Here is a 21,498-nt window from a genome sequence, read left to right as displayed (position 1 = left end):
ACTTAAAGTCCTGATTCAATACCGAAGAGTCGCAGGAACCAGCCGACTGCTTTTAGGATATCTTGTCCTTTCGCAATCGAAACAATAACGGCATAGAAACCAACGACAGAGAAAAGTTGAAGCCAAGAGCTGTTCCGCCAAGCCTTGATCGCTAAGAGCACGGCAATAGCTGTTAGGATCCAAATTCCATCGCCCTGGAGGAAGGTTCGTAAATTGTTTGTATTCATAGAGTTCTCCTATTCTTTATCATTTGCATAGTTTAGTGGTATGGTGTGTTCTAGTTTTGTGACATAGTAGGTCTTTTCTTTTTCTGAGAGAGTAAAGGTGAAGTTTTCTGAGTGAGTGGTTCCTCCAACTTCAAAAGTAGCTTGGACATAAGCGATTAGATCATTACCTTCCTGTTTAAGATAGGTGTAGTCGATCGTTTTGAAAGTACTATTTGCGATGATATCCACATTTTTAGCGATCAGATTAAGGTTATCTTGATTTGTGGTGTAGTTGGTAAAGAAGACCTTGAGGAATTTTTCTACCTTCTTTCGCTCACTGTCTGAAAAATGATCATTGGCAGTTAATTGGAGCTTATCATCTTCGCTAAAGTGTCCAGCTTGTGAGGATTCAATGGCAGAAAACCAAGGAAGGCCAGAAACGTAATATTTTCCATCTTTTTCATCAAATGGAATATTGAAACCTGTCACAATTTCTTTTTCTTCTGTGTTGTTATCCCGATGGATACTTTCCTTGTATTTAATCTTATAGGTCGCAACCTTTCCTTCTACAGTCACTAACTGAGAATAGAGAAGCTCACTTGGATTTCGAACTTGCCCTTGAGATTTTACATCAGGGATGAAATTGTAAAATTTATTTAAGTAGTCCACTTGAGCTTTTTGTTTATCGCCTTCTTGTGGAAGAGTGAAATAGGCATAGACGTAGTCATTCAAGTAGTACTGGAGTTTGTAGTCATATTTTCTACTAGACTCCATAGGCTTTGTCTGTTGCTTTTGAGTGGCCTCTACTTGAGCTTGTAGTGTACTTACCTTATTTGAGAGTGTGATCGCTCGAATAGCACCCAAGAAACCAACAAAAAGGAGGAAAGAAATCCCTCCTATGACTGCAATATTGACGGTCTTTTTATTGGTGACTTTTAGCTTTGGTGGACCTCCTTTTTTCTCCACCTTTTTAAAGTGTGAGAGATATTCTTTTGCTTGAAGCAAGTAGCGTTTGGCTTTATCCATAGATCCTCCTTTTAGAGAGTAGCGAGTTCAATGAGCTTTGAGCCTTTTGCATAGAGGCGCTTATTGGCTTTTTCGATCTCGCCATTAATGTAATAGTAGCCTCGTAGCTCAGTTTGGAGTTGTTCGATCAGGTCAGGTTTTAGGTCTTTGGCTTCTTCTTTTTTAAGGAGACTATTTAATTCTCCAGCCTTGGTCCAAGCCTCTCTGTGATCTTTCTTTTTAAGTAATTCTCCCAGTTCATTCGTGACTTGAGAGACTTTCTTTTCAAAAATAGTTTTAGTAGCCATTTCAATTTCCTTTCTAAATTTTTCTTGGTTGTCTTTGATGGTCTTTTGGATATAAGTAATGAGTGAGGGGCGCATTTTTTTATTTACACTCAACACTTGACCATCTAGCGTGAAACAGGCATGTTCATAGTTATAGAGCCCTCTACTATCTGGAAGATCTTCTGTACATCTGCCTGCACATTCGTAGTAAAAGTCTTTGCCCTTTCGTAAGAGGATATACATATGCCAGAATTCTTGTTCTGGAAGAAGCAGAAAGTCTGCTTGATAAATTTTCTTTAGCATCTCAAGAAGCCTCTAGCAGATCATCGTAGCCTAGAGCTTGGTAGATAAAATCTGAATCAAACCATAGCCAGTCATTGATTTGTACTTCTGTTGGTGTATTCCCAGAGAAGATATCTTCACAAATGACGGTTAGAGTATCTACTCCACCACGTTCACGGACAGTGTTCAAGGTGGTTAGTCCACCAGACCAGGCTTTAAAGTTATCTAGTGAATTGATTTGAACTTTGTATTCCATATCGTTTTTCCTTTCTAGTGTTCATAGTGTTTATTAGCTTTGAGAAGTCGTAACATGGCCTTTCCTCGGTCTGTTATTTCTCCGCTGTTCTGAATCATTTTCATGTATTCTGTTTGGAGGATTTTGTCTGCCTCAGAAACTAGTGCAAGGGAGTTAGCAACTTGATAGGTCAGCCAGCGAATCGTTCGCTCAATACTGTAAGGCTGTGGGTTAGTTGAGAGCTTTAAGGGTTCGACGCCTCCAAAGAGACGTTGCCATTTTTCATCAGGTTTATAGGCACCAAAACGAGTAACACCATCATAGACTTGGATTTCTTTATTGATGATGCCTCTAGCGATTTCTCCGAGATCTACACCATTGATGTATTCCTCCACAATGCCTTGAGCTTTCTGATCTGAAAAGCGGAGTTCATAGCGATTCCAGATACCAAAAATCTCCAAGGATTCGTCCAAGGAGATGTTTTCCATACGAGCTATTTCATAGCGCTTTTCATAAAAGTTGAAGTAGAGTTGACTTTGACGACTTCCAAAGTAAATGGACAAGCCGTGATTAGCTTCCATGTCTTCATTATCTGTGAAAGATCCACCACCCGTGATATTCCATTTCTTGATCGTGTCTAGGATAATCTCTTTGGAATAGAGTTTATCAATCAATTTAGGAATTTGAATTTGTTCGTCCTCGTGACCATAACCCTTATAGAGTTCATCTAGAGCAATATCGAGTCGCTTCACCCGAACATCTTCATAGGAATAAAGAATGTTTTGAAGAAAGATCTGCCAAGTGATTCCCTTGTCTTCTAGAAGCAATTCCAACTCACGGCATCCTTGCCCAGATAATTGAAGACAAGTTTGGTAGTCATTCGTCACAGACTTATCAAAGAAATCAAAAATCCAGATGTTTCCTCGTTGCCATAAGTGGGTATAGTTCATAAGGCGAGTTTCTTGTTCTGTAAATTCGCTTAGGTGACAGTGAAGAAAATTTTCACAGAAAGCATCTAAATCCTTTAATCTAGGAAAGGTCAATCGTAGATAGTCAATTTGAGCCCGAAGACTGTTTTTATCGCAATCTTGATAGTAACCAAGTTTTTCTTTAAGTTCTCTAAACTTATCAATCGTCAGTCCTCTTTCACCTGTTTCATAAGAGCGGTAGGTTCTTGTAGGTAGATTAACAGCTTGTGCAAATGCTTTTTGACTAAGTCCTGTTTGTTTTCTGAAATTCTTAATATGAAAAGGACTAATTTTGTCCATTCATCGCAACACCTCTTTCTAACAAAGTGACACACTTTTTTGACGAAAATGACACACTTCATAAAAATTGAAAACCCAACTCCCATAAGGAATGAAGAGGGGTGGACTTGGCGTTTTTGCCAAATGTAACCCCCCTATTAGAAAACGGGGGTTCGTTGTCATCATGAGCCAGGAACGGCGGGCTTCGGTCTTCGCCTGACCTGCGGTCAGGCTTGCCCTTGCCCTTGTCCTAGCCCATGATGACGGACAATCGCTTCAATAGCTTTTGGATAAGACTTGCGTCCATCTTCCTCAAATCGAGTGATTGTTTCAAGAAGTAACTTTTCTTGGAAAGGTTCAATGAGAATAGCGGAGTCAGTCCGTTCAAATGAAATTCCATGTTCTTCCAGATAAGGAATGATTTTTCGAAGAGTTTGCATCTTTAAATCATACTCATCCGCAAATTCCTTGAGTGGTCGCTTGTTCGGTTCGTTTTCTATAACCTTCTCTTCCTCTATGGGATAAATTGTTTCAACTGGTGGTTTGTATTCTTCAAATACTGAGAACTCTTCTCCCTCAAATTCCATAATAGGAATTTTAGCGTATTCATCATAGAATGAAAATCCTTGATCGAGTGGAATATAAGGCGAATAAAACTCACCAGCTAGATTCCCGCTTGAAGCAATATAACCACGACCGACTACTTTCACTCCGTTAATCTCGTCTAGCTTTTTAAATTCTTTGGTTTTATTAGCATCTCCAAACATCATGTCATAGCCTGTTGATTCCAAATGACCGACTGAAAGACGCATCATAAAGTTGTCTCGAAGAGAAGTTTTGATATATTCTCCATCGGGCCGTTGCATGGCAAAGATCACATATACTCCAGCTTGACGACCCTCTAGAACGATTTGAGTTAGGTATTCCATGAGCTCCGATTGTTGGCTATAGTCACGGTCAATCTTGGCCATGAGAGCAGCCCATTCATCCACTAGAATAAACTTAGGTTTTAGATTGTAATGGGTGTAATAAGTACCTGGTCTATAGTCTGGAAAAGACGTTAAGACCTCGTAGCGCTTCTTCATAAACTCGACATTCTCTCTAAAGCAATTAATGATATCCTCTTTACTAGAATACACTCGACCGTGAAAGACTGGAAGTTTCTTTAAAGAAGCTAAGTCTGAGTTTTTAGGATCACAAATATCTATATAGCCAACTTTTAATAGGGCATAGATAATGGACATGAGAGTAACAGTTTTTCCTCCACCAGTACCTCCACCAACTAGTAAGTGGGAATCTTTCACATAGTCCCAGTAAACATCTTTCATAAGTCGGATCTTTGAGCCTTTCACTTCAACTTGATCAATTGAAATACGACTATCAATCCGATTGATAGCAATTTTGTATTTAACAAAACAATTATCAAAACTCTTATCACGAAAGTCCCCATTGAACATGACTTCAAGAGTAGAGCCAAGATTTAAAAACCGATCTTGAAACTTGTTCCCCTCTAATATAAAATTGACTTGAATCTCGTAACGACTTTGTTTTAGGTAGACCTTGGGAAGAGTGATTTTCTCTACTATTCCTTTGTCCCGTCTGACCTTCTTCACAAGATACAAGTTATTCTCCAGCAAAAAGCGAGAAAGGATTCGAAGACTATTGAGCTTTTGAAAAAAGAGCAACTTTCTGTAGCAAACCCGATTGATAAACCAAGAGAAGATTAAAGAAAAGAGAAGCCCAGCTCCTAGAAAATATCCTTGGGGTAAGGGATGAGCTTTTAATTCTTCTAGATGTAAGTAGCCATAGTAACTAATAGCCAACAAAAAAGGAAACCACCAGATAAACCATGTGATTCCCTTTAGTTTACGATGAAAAACTCGAACTCTTTTTCCCCGATAGGTAAAGAGTTTCATCCTGCGTCACCTCCTAGTTTTCCTTCTTATTTTCTACCGGTTTGTTTTCTTTAGTCGGTGCGCCTCCAGTTTTTTTCTTGATTTTAGAAGCAAAGAGCTTATAGATATCATTACGATTGACGTGGGTATGAGTGATAACAATATCTTCCAATTCAACCTCTTCTCGGTATTTAATACCTAGGTCTTCAATTTCAGACTCAGACATATCTGCGATAGTGAAAAAGAGGGTTTCATGCTGGACAGAAGAATGAATTCCTACAACAATTCCACGAATCTCACCTGTATTAACTTGTACAAATGATCCATCAGGATTTCGTTGTGAACGATCCACTTCAAAGATGATATCAGGACCTTCAATGCCTCGGAAAGACAGTTTCCCAAGGACAGCTGGGACATCTAGTCCATCTGTAATGACACGATAAGTCTTGTCAGCAATTTGTAGTTTTTCTCCGTAGTTTAATCCAATTTTAGCCATGTGATTTTCTCCTTTTATTTCTTATTTTTTAATTACTAATTTTTCCGCAAAGACATTGAGATAAGGTGCAACAGTATTGCCGTTTAAAGCAGTATCAGGGAAGAAGATTGGGTTGACAGTTTCTACTAGAGCATCTTCTGGAAAGACCGTTGTAGAAGCTGGTGTGATAACATGAAAGGCACCGTGCTCTGCGCTATTTAGAATGTGACGTTGGTATTTGCCTTCTTTTCCAAAAATAAATTTAGGAGCATTTCCTAAACGTTCATAGTAAGCAGGGCCAATAAATTCTGGTTTCATTTTAAGTGTTTCTGAGATCATAAGATTTTCCTTTCTGAGTGTAAAATAAAAAGAGTTAAGCTAGTTGCTTCACTCTTGAGTAATAGTGTGTAAAAAGTTTACGTTTAAACATACGACTATAGAATTGAATATCCCCATGAGCATAGCCATTTCTACGAGCAGCATCTGCGAGATGGTCTAAATCAATTTGAGCTTGAGCATAGAGTTTAGCCTGTAGTTTATCAGATTCACTAAACATACCATAGGTAAATTCATAGTTATCATAGAGTCGCTCACATTGTTGTGCGAAAAAAGTTTGTCATATCATTCTCCTTTATTGTAATAAGTAAAAAAGCTACTAAGTGAAAAAAGGAAAGAACTTAGTAGCTTGAGAGTAGGTCTATCTTAGTAGATAGACAGCAGTAAAGAAAAGTTATTTGGTTGGAAAGATCCCTCTTTCCACGGTGGCAACGTTTAGCAAGGTGCTTTGCGTCAATTACCATCGCTTTCCCAGCCAATCTCTTTAGGTAGTCTTGATCATACCCAAGGGATTCTCTTACGCCCTTTGGCGAAGCCAGTTCACTTTACTATTCGGAAAAGTGCGAAAGTCCGAAATGCGTGGAAGCCCACAAGAATTGAGTTTTGTTTTATATCTTCACTTCAACCATAAAACGGACTTGACTTTTAATATCAAAACATTTACAATAAAGGTACGAAGTTTATGTGTAGTTCTGATGATCAGTCCTCTGGTTGTCAGACGCACTTTTTATTTAATTGTCAATGATCTAAATCCGGCCTTTAAAATAGGTTATTATTTTTAGGTCGTATACAACTATCAGTTGTTGATTATATTATACAACCTTTAGTTGTATTTTGTCAAGGGATTATTTGAAAAAATTGAAAATTTTTTAGAGGTTTTAAAATGGAGTTTTCAGAACGCTTAAAAAAACTTAGGAAAGATACTGGTTTAACTCAAGTTGATGTAGCAAGTAAATTAGGGATTTCCCAACAAGCATATGCTTCGTGGGAACGTGGAATAAAAAAACCAACCCAAGAAAATTTAGTCAGGCTTGCACAAATTTTGAATGTTTCAGTCGATTATATAGTTGGTAACTTACAAGAAACATCAGATGAATTGGATAATATTGAATTACTTTTCCGTATGAACTCAAAGGGATTGACTGATGAAGAAAAAGAAGTCTTCAAAAAAGAATTGATTGAATTTATGGAAGAACGAAAAAAGATTTTTGAAGAAAATAAAAAACTGTAAATGTAAAGAAATTAAATATTTAAACTGAAATAACATATTTATTTTATAAAGGAGCTATATTAATGTATACGACAACAATAGATTTTAATGAGTTCGATGAGATTTGGGATACATGGGAAACGGCCTTTGATTTACCTAACGGAGCATGCTTCAAATTTTGGAGATGTACTTTAAAGTTCATATATACTAAGGAAATTAAGTATTTGCAAGTCATTTCAGATCAAAAGCAAAACATTGAAGAGTGCTTAACTATTTTGTCATTTTTTTCTAATATACCTCTTGTAATAAGAGGTATATCAAAATACAATGAAGTTTTACCAGAGGTAAAACAACAAGATAAGATGTCTCAATGGCTAACAAAATTGCAAATAATTGAAAATGGTTTAAATAGAAAGAAAAATAGAAAAAAACGTCAACTTATATTAAATTTAATGAGAATGTATAGTATTGGTTTGCAACATGAATACAGAGAATATATTGAAGAAGAATTTTTGATGTGTTTCAAACCAATTGAGGTAATTGCTAAATTAGTGATAGAAAGCGAAAGATTATTCTCCAAAACTAAACACCAACAACGTAAAGTTAAAACACAATCATTTTTAAATCATTTATTAACTGATTCACTATCAACAGAATTAGATATAGAATCTATAGATAATTTATCTGGAGATCTTATAAACTCTTTAAATAGATTTCTTAAAGGTCGAAATTATACAAGGATATTACTAGCATGGAATCAACTAAAAATAAAAATAGCTGAAAATTATGAATTTCTGGATCCGAAGATTAAAGCAAAATTTTTGGAAATTAATAGTAGACTAATTCATGAATTAGTCGATATTAGAAATAGTATAGCACACGGGAAAATTTGTGAAATTTCAGAAAATAATATTAGTAATCTTCATTTTTTATCATGTCAGTTTATATCACTGTATGTGTTAGAGGAACCTTATTCTGAATTTTATTTACCTACAAAAAAATTTGGGAGTAGGTTTTAGAAAGAACTATTCTACAGTATTTAAAATCTAACTTTAAGCAAATTTTTTATTAGATCGTTTTTAAATCAAGAATGTAATATTTATTGAATTAATTGTATTCAATGTTCGATAAATAATAATGTATCAAAACACTAATTTTATCAATTAATGTTAGATGGGAAAATATTACTTTTGATGAATTATGTAGAGTTTATAATAATATCAGTGGATTGTTTTTTCGTTATTGAAAGATGGACAATTGTCCTTCTTTTTTATATAATAAATTCAACCAAAAAGGTTTAGTTTTTTTGGGTGGATTGAGCCTGAAGGAGGTTGTTGTTAATTGAACGAATTGTATTCAAGGATAAGTAGTACCACAAAGCAAGTATTGTATCAGTATATGAAAGATAATAAACTTCCTCTATTGAACTATAAATTTGAATATTTTTTTCAGCATTATATTAAAAAAAACAAAATTCAAGTAATAGGACATCATTTTTCAAATCATAAGATTGAAGGATTGACTATTATTGATGAATTAGGTATTAGTTTTTCTTATGAGAAAAATAATCCCATTGTGAAGCAAAATTTCACTTTATGTCATGAACTAGGACATTTCATACTTAAACATGAAGGTAATTATTTTACAGAATCTATTGATAATCAGGAAAGCCTATTAGAGCGAGAAGCGAATATTTTCTCTGCTGTTGTATTAATGCCTGACATTGTTTTGTTGTCGAAGATTTATTATAGTTGCGACACCTTCCAACACATTCAAAATAGCTTGGATGTCTCAAAGCAGGCATTGTTCTTCCGCCTTTTAGATCTTCTTCGAGAATATTATCCTGAAAAAGAGAACACCATTAGGCAAGCAATTGAGGCTTATATTGATGGACAAAATGCTTCACTACTCCTATTGTTTCACGGTATAAGAGAGCAAATTATTAAAGAATTTAACGGATATCAAACTTCTCTTATTACGAGGATAGAGCAATCTGTAAGCAAAAGAGGTTTAGTTACAAGTCAAGAGTATCCAGAACTTCTAGATCAAGAGAATTGGAAAATAATAAAAACTTGCTATGATAATCTAAGAGTATGGCTCATTTATGACAGAGGGAAATCAATAGCTTATGTTTGGGATAAAAATAGGCTAACAGATAAAGAAGCAAAACAAAAAGCTGAATTGAAATTATTGTTAATGTGAGGTAAATGATGTACCAGCCAGAAAAACTAAAGGCTCGTAGAAAAGAGCTAAAAATGACTCAAAAAGATATTTCAGATCAATTAGGCATTAGTTATCAGGCATATTCTGCCTGGGAACGTGGAATAAAACAACCATCAATAGAAAAAGTAAATCTTTTGGAGCAGATTCTAAATGTCCCAAAAGGTTATTTTACAGAAGTCGAAATTCTCCGACTATATAATACTTTATCAGATGAAGGTAAGAATAATGCACTAAGTTATATCAGAAGCCTAGTTCAAAAAGAAAAATGTAAGAACGTTGTTTCAATATCAGAAAAACTATACGAGTACCATGTTTACGAAAAAATGTCTGCCGGTATCGGTTCGTCAGTTTATGATGATCAGAACTATGATATAGTCTATTTTGATGAAGAACTAGCCCATGATTTCGCCTCATGGATTTCTGGTGACTCAATGGAGCCCAAATATCAAAACGGTTCTGTTGCTCTTATTCGTGAGACAGGATTTGATTACGATGGGGCAGTTTATGCTGTAGTCTGTAATAGCCAAACTTATATTAAACGAGTTTATCGTGAAGAATACGGCTTACGTTTGGTGTCTATCAATCAAAAATATCATGATATTTTTCTTTCGTATGATGAAGATCCTAGAATTGTGGGAATTATTGTTGGGAATTTTGTACCCTTTAAAATATAACTAAAGGATTGTTCTGTTTGTTTACTAGAGTTTAAATATAAAATTACCTTGTGTCTACTTATGTTATTGTAGGATGTAAAGTAGAAAATAGTTATTTTCTTAAAAATATAAATTCACTTAATTAAGAAAGAGGTATACAGTGTATAGTTATTTTGTTTCAGATTGTGATAATAATTTATTAAAACAAATAAATGAAATAGAATTTGAAGACTTCAAAAGTAATAAAAAAGATTTAGATAAGTTTTCTAATCTTTTTGACTGTTATCAAAATTACAAAGAATCTGAAAAAATTGTCAAACATTATATACAAAATGTTGACAAATATGGAACTAGAAATTTAAACAATGTGTTCCGTACTTGCAAATATATTTTTATGCAAAATATAATGTTTGGAAGAATTTTGATTGACAATGTGAAATCATATTGTAATCAACTAAATCGCATTGAACTCAAAAGAAAAATCTTAAAATTTGAGGATTCAGATGAGTTTAAAATGCTAAAATTACTGAGAGATTTCGGACAGCATTTTTCATTGCCATTCAGTAATGTAAAAATAGAATATAACTTTCCTGACGAAAGAACAAGTAAAATAGAACCATTAATTTCCGTCAATGAATTGAGAAGAAATAAAAATAGCAATAAACAGAATAGAATTTTTCTTCAGCATATTCAAGACAACGAAATTTCCATTATGGATTATTTTGAAAAATGGTCGATTAAACTTGATAAACTTTATGTATTAATAAAACAAGATTTTTCTTCTTTTATTAGTAAGGATATGAATAATTTTATCAAAAATAATATTCTATGTTTTAATGTCAATAGTAATGATTATATCCCAATTGGTTTGTCAAAGACTATATTTTTAGAGCAAAACAACGGACAATTTCAAACTGTTGAATTCATACCTTTTGATGAGATGGCTTTATTTGAATTATTCTATTAATTTATAAAAAACAAAAAAACAAAAACATACCTAGATTACCGATAATTCTAGGTATGTTTTAGTATATAGTTAACTTGCATCTATAGCTTCTCTAACCTTTAAGGCTACTGCTCTAGCTAGTAGAGGAGGAACGGCGTTCCCTACTTGAGTAAATTGAGGAGTTTCTTGAGACCGTTTATCGCCTCCTGTTGTCCTCTTGCCTAAAAATTCAAAACTATCATCAAATGATTGTATTCTAGCCATTTCTCTTACAGTAAGTACTCTATCAAAATAGGGGTGAATAAAGTCATCGGGTAAAGTAACTATAGTAGGTGACACAGAATCGGGATTAAGTCTGGTTCGTATTGATTTTCTTGTTAGAATCGCCTCACCAATCTTATCAGTAATTTTTCCATCCATAAGTAAGTGATGGAAAGTATCTGCATCGTATTCTCTATTCAGCAATGGCTGCACTGTTTTCCAGAAAATGTTTGCCTGATCTAGGGTAGTATTTAACCTACTAGCGAGTGATCTTAGAACATTGGTAAATTCGTGCTCATTATTTATTAGACTAGATAATATGGCCAATTGACGATTAGTGAAATGCAACCAACGACTGGCTTTGAACTTATTATCGAATAAGTTAAGTTCTATGAGTGTATCATGTATAACTTCAGTATTAATAGCTAGGTTAACTTGAAAAAGGCTTTCATTAAATAATTCTGGGCAAGTATCACGAAGATTTATACCTTCTGTTTTTAGTCGGTTAATCACTGCGCGGGTGTTCTCTCCAGGTTGATATAGAGAAAATCTTTGGGAAACCAGTATATCGTGTCTGGATTCTTCCATGTTTGTAATTCGTTCTCGCGGAATATTTTTTCCTGCTGTTGTAGGTGTTTCACCTTGTATTCGATTTCGAGCAAAGTCAGATAAATTATCGTTGTTCTTGGTATCATATAAACCGTCTAATGCTTGTCTTACAGTTACTTCTGGTAGTTCGTTTGGCTCAGGATAATCAAGAGGATGAACATCATTTCGATAGGCTAGGAATACCACTCGATTACGTTGTTGAGGGACACCAAAATCTGCTGAATTTAATATTTGGACATCAAGAAGAGTATAGTCGAGTTCTTCTAGCTCTTCCTCTAAGATTTCTTTAACTAGTTTTTGTCCTAAATATGATTCGTCTCTAACCACGCTAGGAAAATCTAACATGAGCATGTCAAGGATACCCGTTACATTTTCCATTACGACATATTTGGGGCGAATATCTCGAATAATACGAAGGTACTCATGAAACAGCATATTTCGGGGATCATTCGCATCTCTTTTCCCAAGTCGACTAAAACCTTGACAAGGTGGGCCACCAAAAATAACATCCACATTACCAGATTTAAAAATATTTCCATAACGTAAGCCATTAATTATTTCGAAGATACGTTCAGAGGTTAGTTCTTTGATATCCGCTAGTTCAAAGTGTGTATCAATTCCCTCTTGTAAACCAAGTTGTCGGTGCCTATTAACATATGTTTCTTGAACCATTGGACTTCTATCACTAGAAAATAATATGTCGAATCCTGCTTGTATGATGCCTTCACTAAATCCTCCAGCACCACAGAACAAATCAATTGCGTATGGCATTATTTAATTTCTCACTTTCTTTCTAATATTATATCAAAAATCACTTTTTAAGTCCAGGGTGAAGTATCAAGTTATCTTTATATAAATTTTTAAGCCATATTTATTTTCGATAGCTAAAATTCAAAGTTATCTCTTCATCCATTGTAAATCTAAATGAATTAATTGACTTAAATGTGTAAACTTAAATGAACTATTTCAATTAAAACGTGTAAACTTAAATGAATAAACTCCTGTTTGTGCGTAGTATCATAAAGACAGTAACGATGGGGGAACTAATTTTGAAACCTTTTATAAAAGATAGAATTTTTGCTATGCTTTATAAAAAAAGCATGAATGTAAAAGATTTAGCAAGTAAATCAAATTTAAGTAGACAAACTATCAGTAAATTACTTTCTAACAATTCCTATAACCCTAAATTATCAACTCTAGTAGCTGTTTCTAATGCATTGTCAATAAATCTAGACGATCTACTAGATGAGAATACTGATTTTTCTACTGAAAAAAAGTTTCATAATAACTCATTAGACTATTATCAAAATATTTTAATCCAGAATGTGAAACTATATTTACGAAGAAATAAACAATATTCTTTAAGTTACAACGGAGGAGTACGGGAATCAACAATTAGTAATATTGTAAATAAAAAAAATTCTGATTTACGTTTAAAAACTATTACTTCTATTTCTACACAAATGGGTGTTGAAATTAATTATTTATTTACGAGAGGGGAAAAGTAATGCAACATATTCCTTATGATGACGAGTTGGAAATTATTAACAGTATTCATAAATATAACACTAATACTTACGTTCCAATTAGATTAACACAAACTATGATTGATAAAAGTATCATAGATGCAAATGGATTTTTAAGAAAATTTCTACTAGATTTTGACTTATTAGACTATGATCAACTAACAGAAAAAAATTTTTTAGAAGCAAACCTTATCTTGGAAGATCAAATTTTTACTGTAAAAGTGAGTTTTTATAAAGCAAATGCTAGAGGAGATCAGCGTTTTTGGATTTATGGGTTAAAAAACATTATTAGATCTTCAAAAATTCAAGTAAATGATCTACTATATTTTTCCGTTGATAATAAAAAAGAAAAGAAGTTAACTATTTGTAATGTATCACGTAGTATTCCTAGTGAAAATGTTATTGTTAAATTCTTTGGACAGGATAAACTTGAGGAAAAACTTAATGAATTAATCCCTAAAATTAAGGCAATATCGAATAAGGGTTATCATAACAATTCAAAAGGAAAAGGAAAAATTCATCCAAAAGATGCCGGAAATACTCTGGAATTCTTGTTAGGTATTAAACCAAACAACAGTAAAGAACCTGATTATGAACGAACTATTGAATTGAAAACAAAAACATCTAAATCCTTAGATACACTATTTACCTTACGTCCCAACTTTCAAGGCACACCTGTTTCAGAATATGAACCAATTGATAAAAATAGAGTTTCTGCTTTTACTAGATTATATGGCTATGATTCTGACCAGCATGCTGGATTCAAGAGCCTATATATTACTATAGGACCTAAGGAGAGTCCTCAAAATAATCAAGGATTTTATCTTGAAGTTAATGATGAAGACAGTATTGTTGAGCTAAGAAAAGTTGAAAATTCTTCCAGTATCTTGGTTGCATTCTGGGATTTTAAATCATTGGAAAAGAAATTAAAGGAGAAGCATCCAGCAACATTGTGGGTCGAAGCAGTTCCAAAAATGGACGGAGAAATGGGGCAATTTAAATATGTTAAAGCAGAGTTAACCCGTTCCCCACAATTCATGACATTTCTTTCTTTAATTAAATCTGGGACAATCACTTATGACTGGCGTGGTTATACAACTCCTGAAGGAAATTACACTGGAAAAAACCATGGAAACCCTTTTAGAATTAAGAATAAACAAAGAGGTTTACTATTTGGTAGCTCAGAAATTATTAGTTTAGATGATTGATCATAGTTTTAAAATTATCCTATCTCAAGTTGAATCTAATAAATACTATTGTATGCTTCAAAAGATTCTCTCCCTATCCATATTTGGGTAGGGCTTTTTATCGCATACCACACGTTCTAAACATTCAATGCTCGATTGTAAATGAAACATTTCATATTTCCAATCTTCTTCATCTTGAGCGTTCCATAGTCCTTCTAGGTGGCGCTTAATATGCCAAATGGCTCTTCTAATATTTTCTTCTTTTAAATTATTCATGAGTTCATTATACAACATAATCAAATCTAATATTTTAATTAAATTATTCTGTAAGAAATATAAACTATTTGGTACAAATAGATGCATCTAAAGCAGAAAAATCATCTATATTGCACTAAAATACACCTATTCGGTAAAATAGGTGTATTTTCTTATCTATAACCAAAATCTTTGAGAGCTTTCTTATATGCACTGCTCCCCTTTAAGTAGTAATCGTGTTTCATTCCACTAATATCAACAGACAAGACACCATCTTCAAATGAATATTCTTCTGTTCGACTTGCAATATTTTGTCCAGTTAACTCAATGGTTTTCTTTTGTTTATCAATCTTAAAGCTATCAGCTTCTCCATGCTCAATAGAACCCTTGGTACCTTTTATAGTAAATGCTAATTCATTTCTCTCGCTTGATATCCAATAATATTCACCATCCAACGATTGTTGATTGCTTTTAGAACATGCAATTAATAGGACTGCCATTATTGAAAGTAGCAAAACACTTATAAATTTTTTCATATCCTTCGCCTCCTTTTGTAATATTATTTTACCAAAATAATATTACAAAATTGTGTCAATGTCTGTTATAATAGAAATTTCAATAAATGTCTATTATAATAGCAAATATGCATTATTGGGAGATATTCTCTTGTATAATATATAAGGCACTAGAATTCTTGCATTAAATACTCACTAAAAACTTACTAGTATTTACTAGAATAAAGAAGAAATTGAAATCCTATATTTCTTGATATAAAGCGACTCTAAAGGATATAGTTTCACCTTAATTTGTCAGTGACCTTAAAAAGTTTTTTAATCCATATACTTACTTCCTAAAATCATAGATCGTACCATTATTCTCAAAGTAAAAAACACCCCAAAAGCTAGAAATAATCCAACTTTTGGGGTGTTAATCAATTAAGGCTCATTAGTAATAAGTGCCCCACTATCAGAGAAAGAGTATGAAACACCGTCTATTATTAAAGTTTTATTTAATGCAAGTGCTCCACCATCATTTGGGTCTCCATAACGTTTTCTTCCGTTATATTCAAACCATCCTGTTATCAATTCACAAGTAACTGGATCAAAATAATAAAGTTTCCCATCTATAGTATAAGTATGACCACAATATGCCCCTTCTGATGTAAGGTAATACTTCTTCCCATCTATGTCTTTCCAACCTAACAGTCGTTCTCCACTTTCTGGGTCATAATAATACCATTTTTTAACATCAGATTGTCGGGATATCCAACCTGTTTTCATATCGGCATTAACTGGATCGAAATAATATTCTTTTCCACCTATATTAGTGAATCCTTTTAATGCATAATTATGAGTAGAATAGTCTAAAAAGTAATACCATTTACCATCTATCTGTTGCCACCCCTTTAATGCGGCTCCACTTACTGGATCGTAATAAGACCAATTTGTACCATTAAGACCTGGTGTAGATATCCAACCTGTTTTCATATCACCATTAACAGGATCAAAATAATAATTTTTTTCATCAATAAAACCCTTACCTCTAGCTATCGAATTTGAATACAAGTAATACCATTTACCATCTATCTGTTGCCACCCCTCCCCTAATCGGGCTCCACTCACTGGATCAAAATAAGACCAGTCTTTTAATAGACTACCACTAGTATCCCTATACTCCTCTAAATACCAGCCGGTTATCATATAACCTCTTTCATCAAATCTATAAATATTGTTGTCAATATAAGCTAATGTATCTTTATAATAAGATCCATTATTTGTTGAATACCACCAACCAATATTATCTTGATGCCAATCAGCCTTAACTTGAGATGGTAGAGCTAAAAGCAATATTACTAATGCACCACCTAACAAAAGCTTAGTTATTTTTTTCATTTTTTTCCTCCTTATATCACCAGATGTATACGCTTTCATTGTAGCATCTTTATTACTTTAAATCAAATAATGTGTGGATAGAGTGACGTCATAATCACCAAAATAAAATATAAAGTCTGTCTCTTTTTTGTCCTTCAAAAGTCTGTCACTGTACGTTTTTAAATGATAAATAAGAGAAAATGTCATCTGGAATAGAACTCAAAAGTTAGTTTTAAAAATAACGTTTCCTACGAACTTAGAAATTATCAAAAGTTTAGCAACTAGTTTTATCAAAGACTAGCTATAAGTAAGGATCTAAATGAAGCTTCTTAACTACCAAATAACTCACTCTGATTGTATAATGTAATTCTTTTTCATAGTTAAAAACACCTCAAAAGTTAGAAAAAATTGACTTTTGAGGTGTTGACCAGTTAAGGCGCATTATTGATAAGAATGCTATTGTAATCGAATGTGTATGAAATACCATCTATAACTAAAGTTTTATTTGTTGCAAGTGCCCCACCATCGTTAGGATCTGCATAATATTTGTTTCCCAACGCCTCAATCCAGCCTATCTTCAATTCATAAGTATCTGGATCAAAATAATAAACTTTTCCATCTATTTTTATATGCCTTCTCAATGCCCCATTCCAACCAAAGTAATACTTTTTCCCATCTATTTCTTGCCAACCTTCTACTTTGGCTCCACTTACAGGGTCGAAATACAACTTTTCTGTCCCATAATGGTATTGTTTAGATACCCATCCTGTTTGCATATCACAATTAATCGGGTCGAAATAATAATCTTTTCCATCTATACTCCAGAAACCAGTCACTGCATGATAATATTTAGGAAAGTAATACCATTTACCATCTATATTTTGCCAACCCTCTACTTTGGCTCCACTTTCAGGGTCGAAATAATTCCAAATTGTATTTGAATTTTGTTGTTCGGATCGCCAACCCGTTTTCATATCACCATTAACAGGATCAAAATAATAATATTTCCCATCTATGTATTGATCACCCATAAGTGCCCCGTCTTTAGTAAGATAATACCACTTTCCATCTATCTTTTGCCAGCCCAATTTTTTATCACCATTTACTGGATCAAAATAAGACCAGTTTTTGATAATCCCATAATTACTATCATTACGCTCCCATATTAGCTGCCAGCCGGTCATCATATAGCCTCTATCATCAAATTTATACCACTTCTCGTTAATCTTAGCTTCCGTGTTTTTATAATAAGAACCATCATTTAGTGAATACCACCAACCAACATTATCTTGATGCCAATCAGCCTTAACTTGAGATACTGGAGTTAAAAACAATATTACTAATGCACCACCTAGCAAAAACCTAATTGTTTTTTTCATTTTCATTTCCTCCTTATATTTTTTGTATACGCTTTCATTGTAGCATGTTTATTTCTCTAAATCAAATAATGTGTGAATATAAGGAGAGCTACTATCAATTAATTTAAGGGTAAACAATAAATTTGCACAATTTGCTTATAATAAAAGAGGCGCTTAGGCCTCTACTTATTTTCTTCAAAAACACTGTCACTGTCCATTTAATGTCCAATATAATGTAACTCATCTATAAATTGTTGATTTTATCGAATGAAAAATCGCTTAAAATCAGTATTTTGATAAATAACAAGACTTTAAGAATATTAAATTAAGTCTTGCATAAACTATATAAATTAAAGATAGTAAGAAAATCATTTAGACAATACATGAATATTTTGAAAACGAAAGATTAATAATGGCCATTTACTGATAGAAGACCTTATGTCATTAAATTCGTTTAATGAAACTGACAGAACTTTTTTCTTAAATTAATTACTGAGCCAATCTCCCTTTTATCATTCAATTTGAATTTTTACTCTTAGTAAATCCATTCTGTCCCACAATCCTCTGCCGCAACTAACATTTTAGGATCCGGGGCAGCATCTGAAATAATCGTTTTGTAGGCCGACAGTTGGTTAATTTTATAAAATCCAGTGTGAAAGAATTTTGTTTGATCGACTAATAAAATCGTATTTTTAGCACTTTCGAGTCAGTTTCAGCTTGATTCACCCATATAAAAAAGCAAGACTAAATGAATCTCAAATAACATTCATTCAGTCTTGTTCTTATATTTTAAATCAAACTTTCCATCGCTATCATTTATAATCAACGATAGTCCAAGTCAAAAATTGTCTCAATTGAACATTATTTTAAAGGAGGGAGATCTTGGACTATCGCTAATATACAAGAATAATAGAGGCTAAATTCCTAGCACTTCAATGACAAAGCTCTTTTGATCAGCTTGCTTTGGTTCAACAAATGATACATCCCGTTTTTGATCAAATTGGTCAGATTCCTCTAAAGAGGTTGATAGGCCACTCCAAGGTTCCAAAGCTATGAATGGACCTTTATTGGTCGTAGACCATAGAATCAGATGAGGGAAGTCCTTAAATTGCAACTGAATTCCCTTATCATGCTTTTTCGATTTCAAACGGATACTTCTTGATGACAATTGATCAAGTGTCACCGCGTCTTTTTCAAAAATCTTGAAGTCCAAATCTAGTGTTTTTTGACCTTGCAAGAACGGTGTACGATCTTGTACATCTAAAAGCCCTGTATCAGGAAATTGTTTTGGAACTGTACAAGTTTCCTCGTTTTCAAATTCCAAATAATAATCTTCATAAGCTTCATCCGCAAGAAGAGGGCAATTGAAACCAGGGTGTCCACCGATAAAGTAAGGCATCACTTCATCTGAAAGATTTTCAACAATGTATTCTGTTACAATTGATTTTTCTTTCAAAGTATACAAAATACTCAACTTAAAATGATAAGGATATTGCTCAAACATCTCTGGAGTATCTTCAATCGTAAACTTCACTTGGTGATCGTTTACAGGATGAGCCTGGAATGTTTTTTTACGGACCAATCCATGTCTTGGAAGCTGACCCACTTTTTGACCAAATAAGGCCTTATCGTCACGAACACTTCCGCAATTCGGGAATAAGACTGGCGCTTGGCCACTCCAATAAGTTGCATCCCCTTGCCAGAGGTATTCAACCCCGTCTTTATCCTTAATGGAAGAAAGGGCTCCACCGACCTCTTGGAATTGGACAGTTAAGTAATCATTTTTTAATTCAATCGTCACAATCAATTCCTTTCTTTTTGTTATTGAAAAGGGAAAAAATCTACATCGAAACAAACGATACAGACTTTTTCAAAACCATTTTATGGAAATCCTTGACCTTTTCTAGAGTATCTGATAACAAAATAGGATACGTTCAAGTGAGGTTATTCAATCACTTGAGTTTCAGCTAATTTCTTGTACCAATGTGCAGATTTCTTAGGATAACGTTCTTGTGTATCGAAATCAACGTAGAAGAGTCCGTAACGTTTTTCATAACCATTTGACCATGAGAAGACATCCATCAGGGACCAAATGAAGTAGCCCTTGACGTTTGCACCATCGGCAATCGCATCAGACAATACTTCCAAATGTTGTTTCACATAATCGATACGGCCATCATCATAAACAGTGTTGTCCACAAATTCATCTTTGTATCCAAGTCCGTTTTCAGTGATGTAGATCTTCTTGTAGTTTGGATAATCTTTCTTGACACGCATGATTTGATCATACAAACCTTGAGGGTAGATGATCCAGTCCCAGTCAGTACGAGGTACATAGTCAGGAGCTACACGACGTCCAACACCTTTGATTTGGTATTTAGAGCTTCCTTTCTCCCCTTTACCATTGTGGATGATTTCAGTTTCACCATCAAAGGCTTCCATCCAGTCACTCATGTAGTAGTTAATTCCAAGGAAGTCGTTCAAATCTTTAGCTGCTTCAAGCGATGCAAAGTCTTCGTCACGAAGATCCAAGCTACCACCATTGACGGATAAGATATGGTTTACACCTTCCATGGTTGCATCTGAATAGTGTCCAAGGTAAGTCGCATCCAAGATAAATTTGTTGTGGATGATATCTTCCAACTCAGCCGCCCGAACGTCTGCAGGATTTTTAGGATCCAATGGATACTTAGTTGGAAGGGCGTGAACAACCCCGATTTCACCTTTGTAGCCTTTGTCTTTGTACAATTTCACAGCACGTGCATGAGAAACCATCATATTGTGGTGAGATTGGAAGACTTTGGCAAGGTCATATTGAATACCTGGTGGGAATTTACCAACCAAGTATTGACCATCACCGATTGGGCCAATTTCATTGAAGGTTGTCCAGTAGTTTACTTCTGGGAATTCTTCAAAACAGAAGGCTGCATAATCTACAAAGTGTTCGATATTTTCACGATTCAAGAAGTCTCCATTTGAGTGAAGAGCTTCAGGAGTATCAAAGTGGTGAAGAGTTACGAATGGTTCTACATGACGTTTATGACATTCTGCAAATAACTTATGATAGAATTCTACCCCTTTTGGATTGACTTCACCATAACCAGTTGGGAAAATACGGGACCAAGCAATAGAAATACGAATTCCGTTTACGCCATATTCTTCAGCCAACTGTAAGTCTACTGGATATTTATGGTAGAAATCACTTGCTGGTTCAGCAGTATACCAATAGTTGTCTGCTAAGTATTTGTCCCATGCAACTGGTCCTTTACCATCTGTATGAGTCGCACCTTCTGCCTGATAAGCTGCTGTTGCGCCACCGAAAATAAAATCTTTAGGTAATGTTTTTGACATAAGTTTCCCCTTCTCAATCATAAAATAAAAACAAAGCAAGATGGAGAGGAGTCAGTGAGCAATCCTTCTCCATCTCACTT

22 protein-coding genes are annotated in these 21,498 nt (G+C 34.1%); 7 read left to right on the top strand and 15 right to left on the bottom strand.

All coding sequences use genetic code 11. The features are described from left to right. Positions 1-2 precede the first annotated feature (2 nt). The 9 genes from I2F76_RS04535 to I2F76_RS04495 all read right to left on the bottom strand — a co-directional run bounded on the left by I2F76_RS04535 (position 3) and on the right by I2F76_RS04495 (position 6,188). Positions 3-227: a TcpD family membrane protein gene (locus I2F76_RS04535; protein ID WP_001095596.1), complete on the bottom strand. Its 225-nt coding sequence runs from the start codon at positions 225-227 to the stop codon at positions 3-5. A 9-nt stretch (positions 228-236) separates the two neighbouring features. Next, positions 237-1,232 (bottom strand): conjugal transfer protein, encoded by a 996-nt coding sequence (locus I2F76_RS04530; RefSeq protein ID WP_195487325.1) that lies wholly within the window; start codon positions 1,230-1,232, stop codon positions 237-239. An 11-nt stretch (positions 1,233-1,243) separates the two neighbouring features. Next, entirely contained in the window at positions 1,244-1,801 is a 558-nt protein-coding gene (locus I2F76_RS04525; RefSeq protein ID WP_195487324.1) for a conjugal transfer protein, read from the bottom strand. 1 nt (position 1,802) lies between these two features. Continuing rightward, positions 1,803-2,036 (bottom strand): hypothetical protein, encoded by a 234-nt coding sequence (locus I2F76_RS04520; protein WP_049488277.1) that lies wholly within the window; start codon positions 2,034-2,036, stop codon positions 1,803-1,805. Positions 2,037-2,050: 14 nt separating this feature from the next. After that, positions 2,051-3,283, bottom strand: coding sequence for a replication initiation factor domain-containing protein (locus tag I2F76_RS04515; RefSeq protein WP_195487323.1), 1,233 nt, complete (start codon positions 3,281-3,283; stop codon positions 2,051-2,053). Between the two features lie 206 nt (positions 3,284-3,489). Continuing rightward, the gene (locus I2F76_RS04510) at positions 3,490-5,178 is read right to left on the bottom strand and encodes an FtsK/SpoIIIE domain-containing protein (RefSeq protein ID WP_195487322.1); all 1,689 of its coding nucleotides are present in this window, start codon (positions 5,176-5,178) and stop codon (positions 3,490-3,492) included. Between the two features lie 13 nt (positions 5,179-5,191). Then, positions 5,192-5,653: a conjugal transfer protein gene (locus I2F76_RS04505; protein WP_150905052.1), complete on the bottom strand. Its 462-nt coding sequence runs from the start codon at positions 5,651-5,653 to the stop codon at positions 5,192-5,194. Between the two features lie 21 nt (positions 5,654-5,674). Beyond that, positions 5,675-5,971 carry a hypothetical protein gene (locus tag I2F76_RS04500; RefSeq protein WP_006149313.1) on the bottom strand — a complete coding sequence of 99 codons (297 nt, stop codon included), beginning with the start codon at positions 5,969-5,971 and terminating at the stop codon, positions 5,675-5,677. Between the two features lie 34 nt (positions 5,972-6,005). Next, entirely contained in the window at positions 6,006-6,188 is a 183-nt protein-coding gene (locus tag I2F76_RS04495) for a hypothetical protein (protein WP_049488287.1), read from the bottom strand. A gap of 663 nt (positions 6,189-6,851) precedes the next feature. Here I2F76_RS04495 and I2F76_RS04490 point away from each other — a divergent pair. The 5 genes from I2F76_RS04490 (at position 6,852) to I2F76_RS04470 (ending at position 11,021) form a co-directional block, all read left to right on the top strand. After that, entirely contained in the window at positions 6,852-7,199 is a 348-nt protein-coding gene (locus I2F76_RS04490; RefSeq protein ID WP_195487321.1) for a helix-turn-helix domain-containing protein, read from the top strand. Positions 7,200-7,261: 62 nt separating this feature from the next. Continuing rightward, positions 7,262-8,197 (top strand): hypothetical protein, encoded by a 936-nt coding sequence (locus I2F76_RS04485; RefSeq protein ID WP_195487320.1) that lies wholly within the window; start codon positions 7,262-7,264, stop codon positions 8,195-8,197. Between the two features lie 322 nt (positions 8,198-8,519). Then, positions 8,520-9,380: an ImmA/IrrE family metallo-endopeptidase gene (locus tag I2F76_RS04480; protein ID WP_195487319.1), complete on the top strand. Its 861-nt coding sequence runs from the start codon at positions 8,520-8,522 to the stop codon at positions 9,378-9,380. Between the two features lie 8 nt (positions 9,381-9,388). Beyond that, a complete protein-coding gene (locus I2F76_RS04475; protein WP_195487351.1) occupies positions 9,389-10,075 on the top strand; it encodes a helix-turn-helix domain-containing protein in 687 nt (228 codons plus the stop codon). A gap of 139 nt (positions 10,076-10,214) precedes the next feature. Then, a complete protein-coding gene (locus I2F76_RS04470) occupies positions 10,215-11,021 on the top strand; it encodes a hypothetical protein (RefSeq protein ID WP_195487318.1) in 807 nt (268 codons plus the stop codon). A gap of 69 nt (positions 11,022-11,090) precedes the next feature. Here the strand turns inward: I2F76_RS04470 and I2F76_RS04465 are convergent, their stop codons facing one another. Continuing rightward, complete coding sequence (locus I2F76_RS04465; protein ID WP_195487317.1) at positions 11,091-12,641, bottom strand: DNA cytosine methyltransferase; 1,551 nt, start codon at positions 12,639-12,641, stop codon at positions 11,091-11,093. A gap of 218 nt (positions 12,642-12,859) precedes the next feature. Here I2F76_RS04465 and I2F76_RS04460 point away from each other — a divergent pair, with 218 nt between their 5' ends. Then, the gene (locus tag I2F76_RS04460) at positions 12,860-13,378 is read left to right on the top strand and encodes a helix-turn-helix domain-containing protein (protein ID WP_229289667.1); all 519 of its coding nucleotides are present in this window, start codon (positions 12,860-12,862) and stop codon (positions 13,376-13,378) included. Next, on the top strand, positions 13,378-14,604 hold the full coding sequence (locus I2F76_RS04455) for an MvaI/BcnI family restriction endonuclease (RefSeq protein WP_195487316.1): 1,227 nt from the start codon (positions 13,378-13,380) through the stop codon (positions 14,602-14,604). Before I2F76_RS04460 ends, I2F76_RS04455 begins: the two co-directional genes overlap by 1 nt. Positions 14,605-15,011: 407 nt before the next feature. On the opposite strand, the gene I2F76_RS04450 is transcribed toward I2F76_RS04455, so the two are convergent. The 5 genes from I2F76_RS04450 to lacG all read right to left on the bottom strand — a co-directional run bounded on the left by I2F76_RS04450 (position 15,012) and on the right by lacG (position 21,418). Continuing rightward, positions 15,012-15,374: a hypothetical protein gene (locus tag I2F76_RS04450; protein ID WP_195487315.1), complete on the bottom strand. Its 363-nt coding sequence runs from the start codon at positions 15,372-15,374 to the stop codon at positions 15,012-15,014. Positions 15,375-15,773: 399 nt separating this feature from the next. Further along, a complete protein-coding gene (locus I2F76_RS04445) occupies positions 15,774-16,730 on the bottom strand; it encodes a cell wall-binding protein (RefSeq protein ID WP_195487314.1) in 957 nt (318 codons plus the stop codon). 410 nt (positions 16,731-17,140) lie between these two features. Beyond that, complete coding sequence (locus tag I2F76_RS04440) at positions 17,141-18,088, bottom strand: N-acetylmuramoyl-L-alanine amidase family protein (protein WP_195487313.1); 948 nt, start codon at positions 18,086-18,088, stop codon at positions 17,141-17,143. 895 nt (positions 18,089-18,983) lie between these two features. After that, complete coding sequence (locus tag I2F76_RS04435) at positions 18,984-19,868, bottom strand: aldose 1-epimerase family protein (protein WP_195227784.1); 885 nt, start codon at positions 19,866-19,868, stop codon at positions 18,984-18,986. Positions 19,869-20,011: 143 nt separating this feature from the next. Further along, a complete protein-coding gene (gene lacG, locus I2F76_RS04430; RefSeq protein ID WP_195487312.1) occupies positions 20,012-21,418 on the bottom strand; it encodes a 6-phospho-beta-galactosidase in 1,407 nt (468 codons plus the stop codon). Between the last annotated feature and the right edge of the window lie 80 nt (positions 21,419-21,498).

It is taken from the genome of Streptococcus parasanguinis (genome assembly GCF_015557775.1).
Taxonomy (GTDB): domain Bacteria; phylum Bacillota; class Bacilli; order Lactobacillales; family Streptococcaceae; genus Streptococcus; species Streptococcus parasanguinis_AA.
The sequence above is the reverse complement of the archived record's forward strand: the minus strand, read 5'-3'. Positions and strand labels throughout refer to the sequence as shown.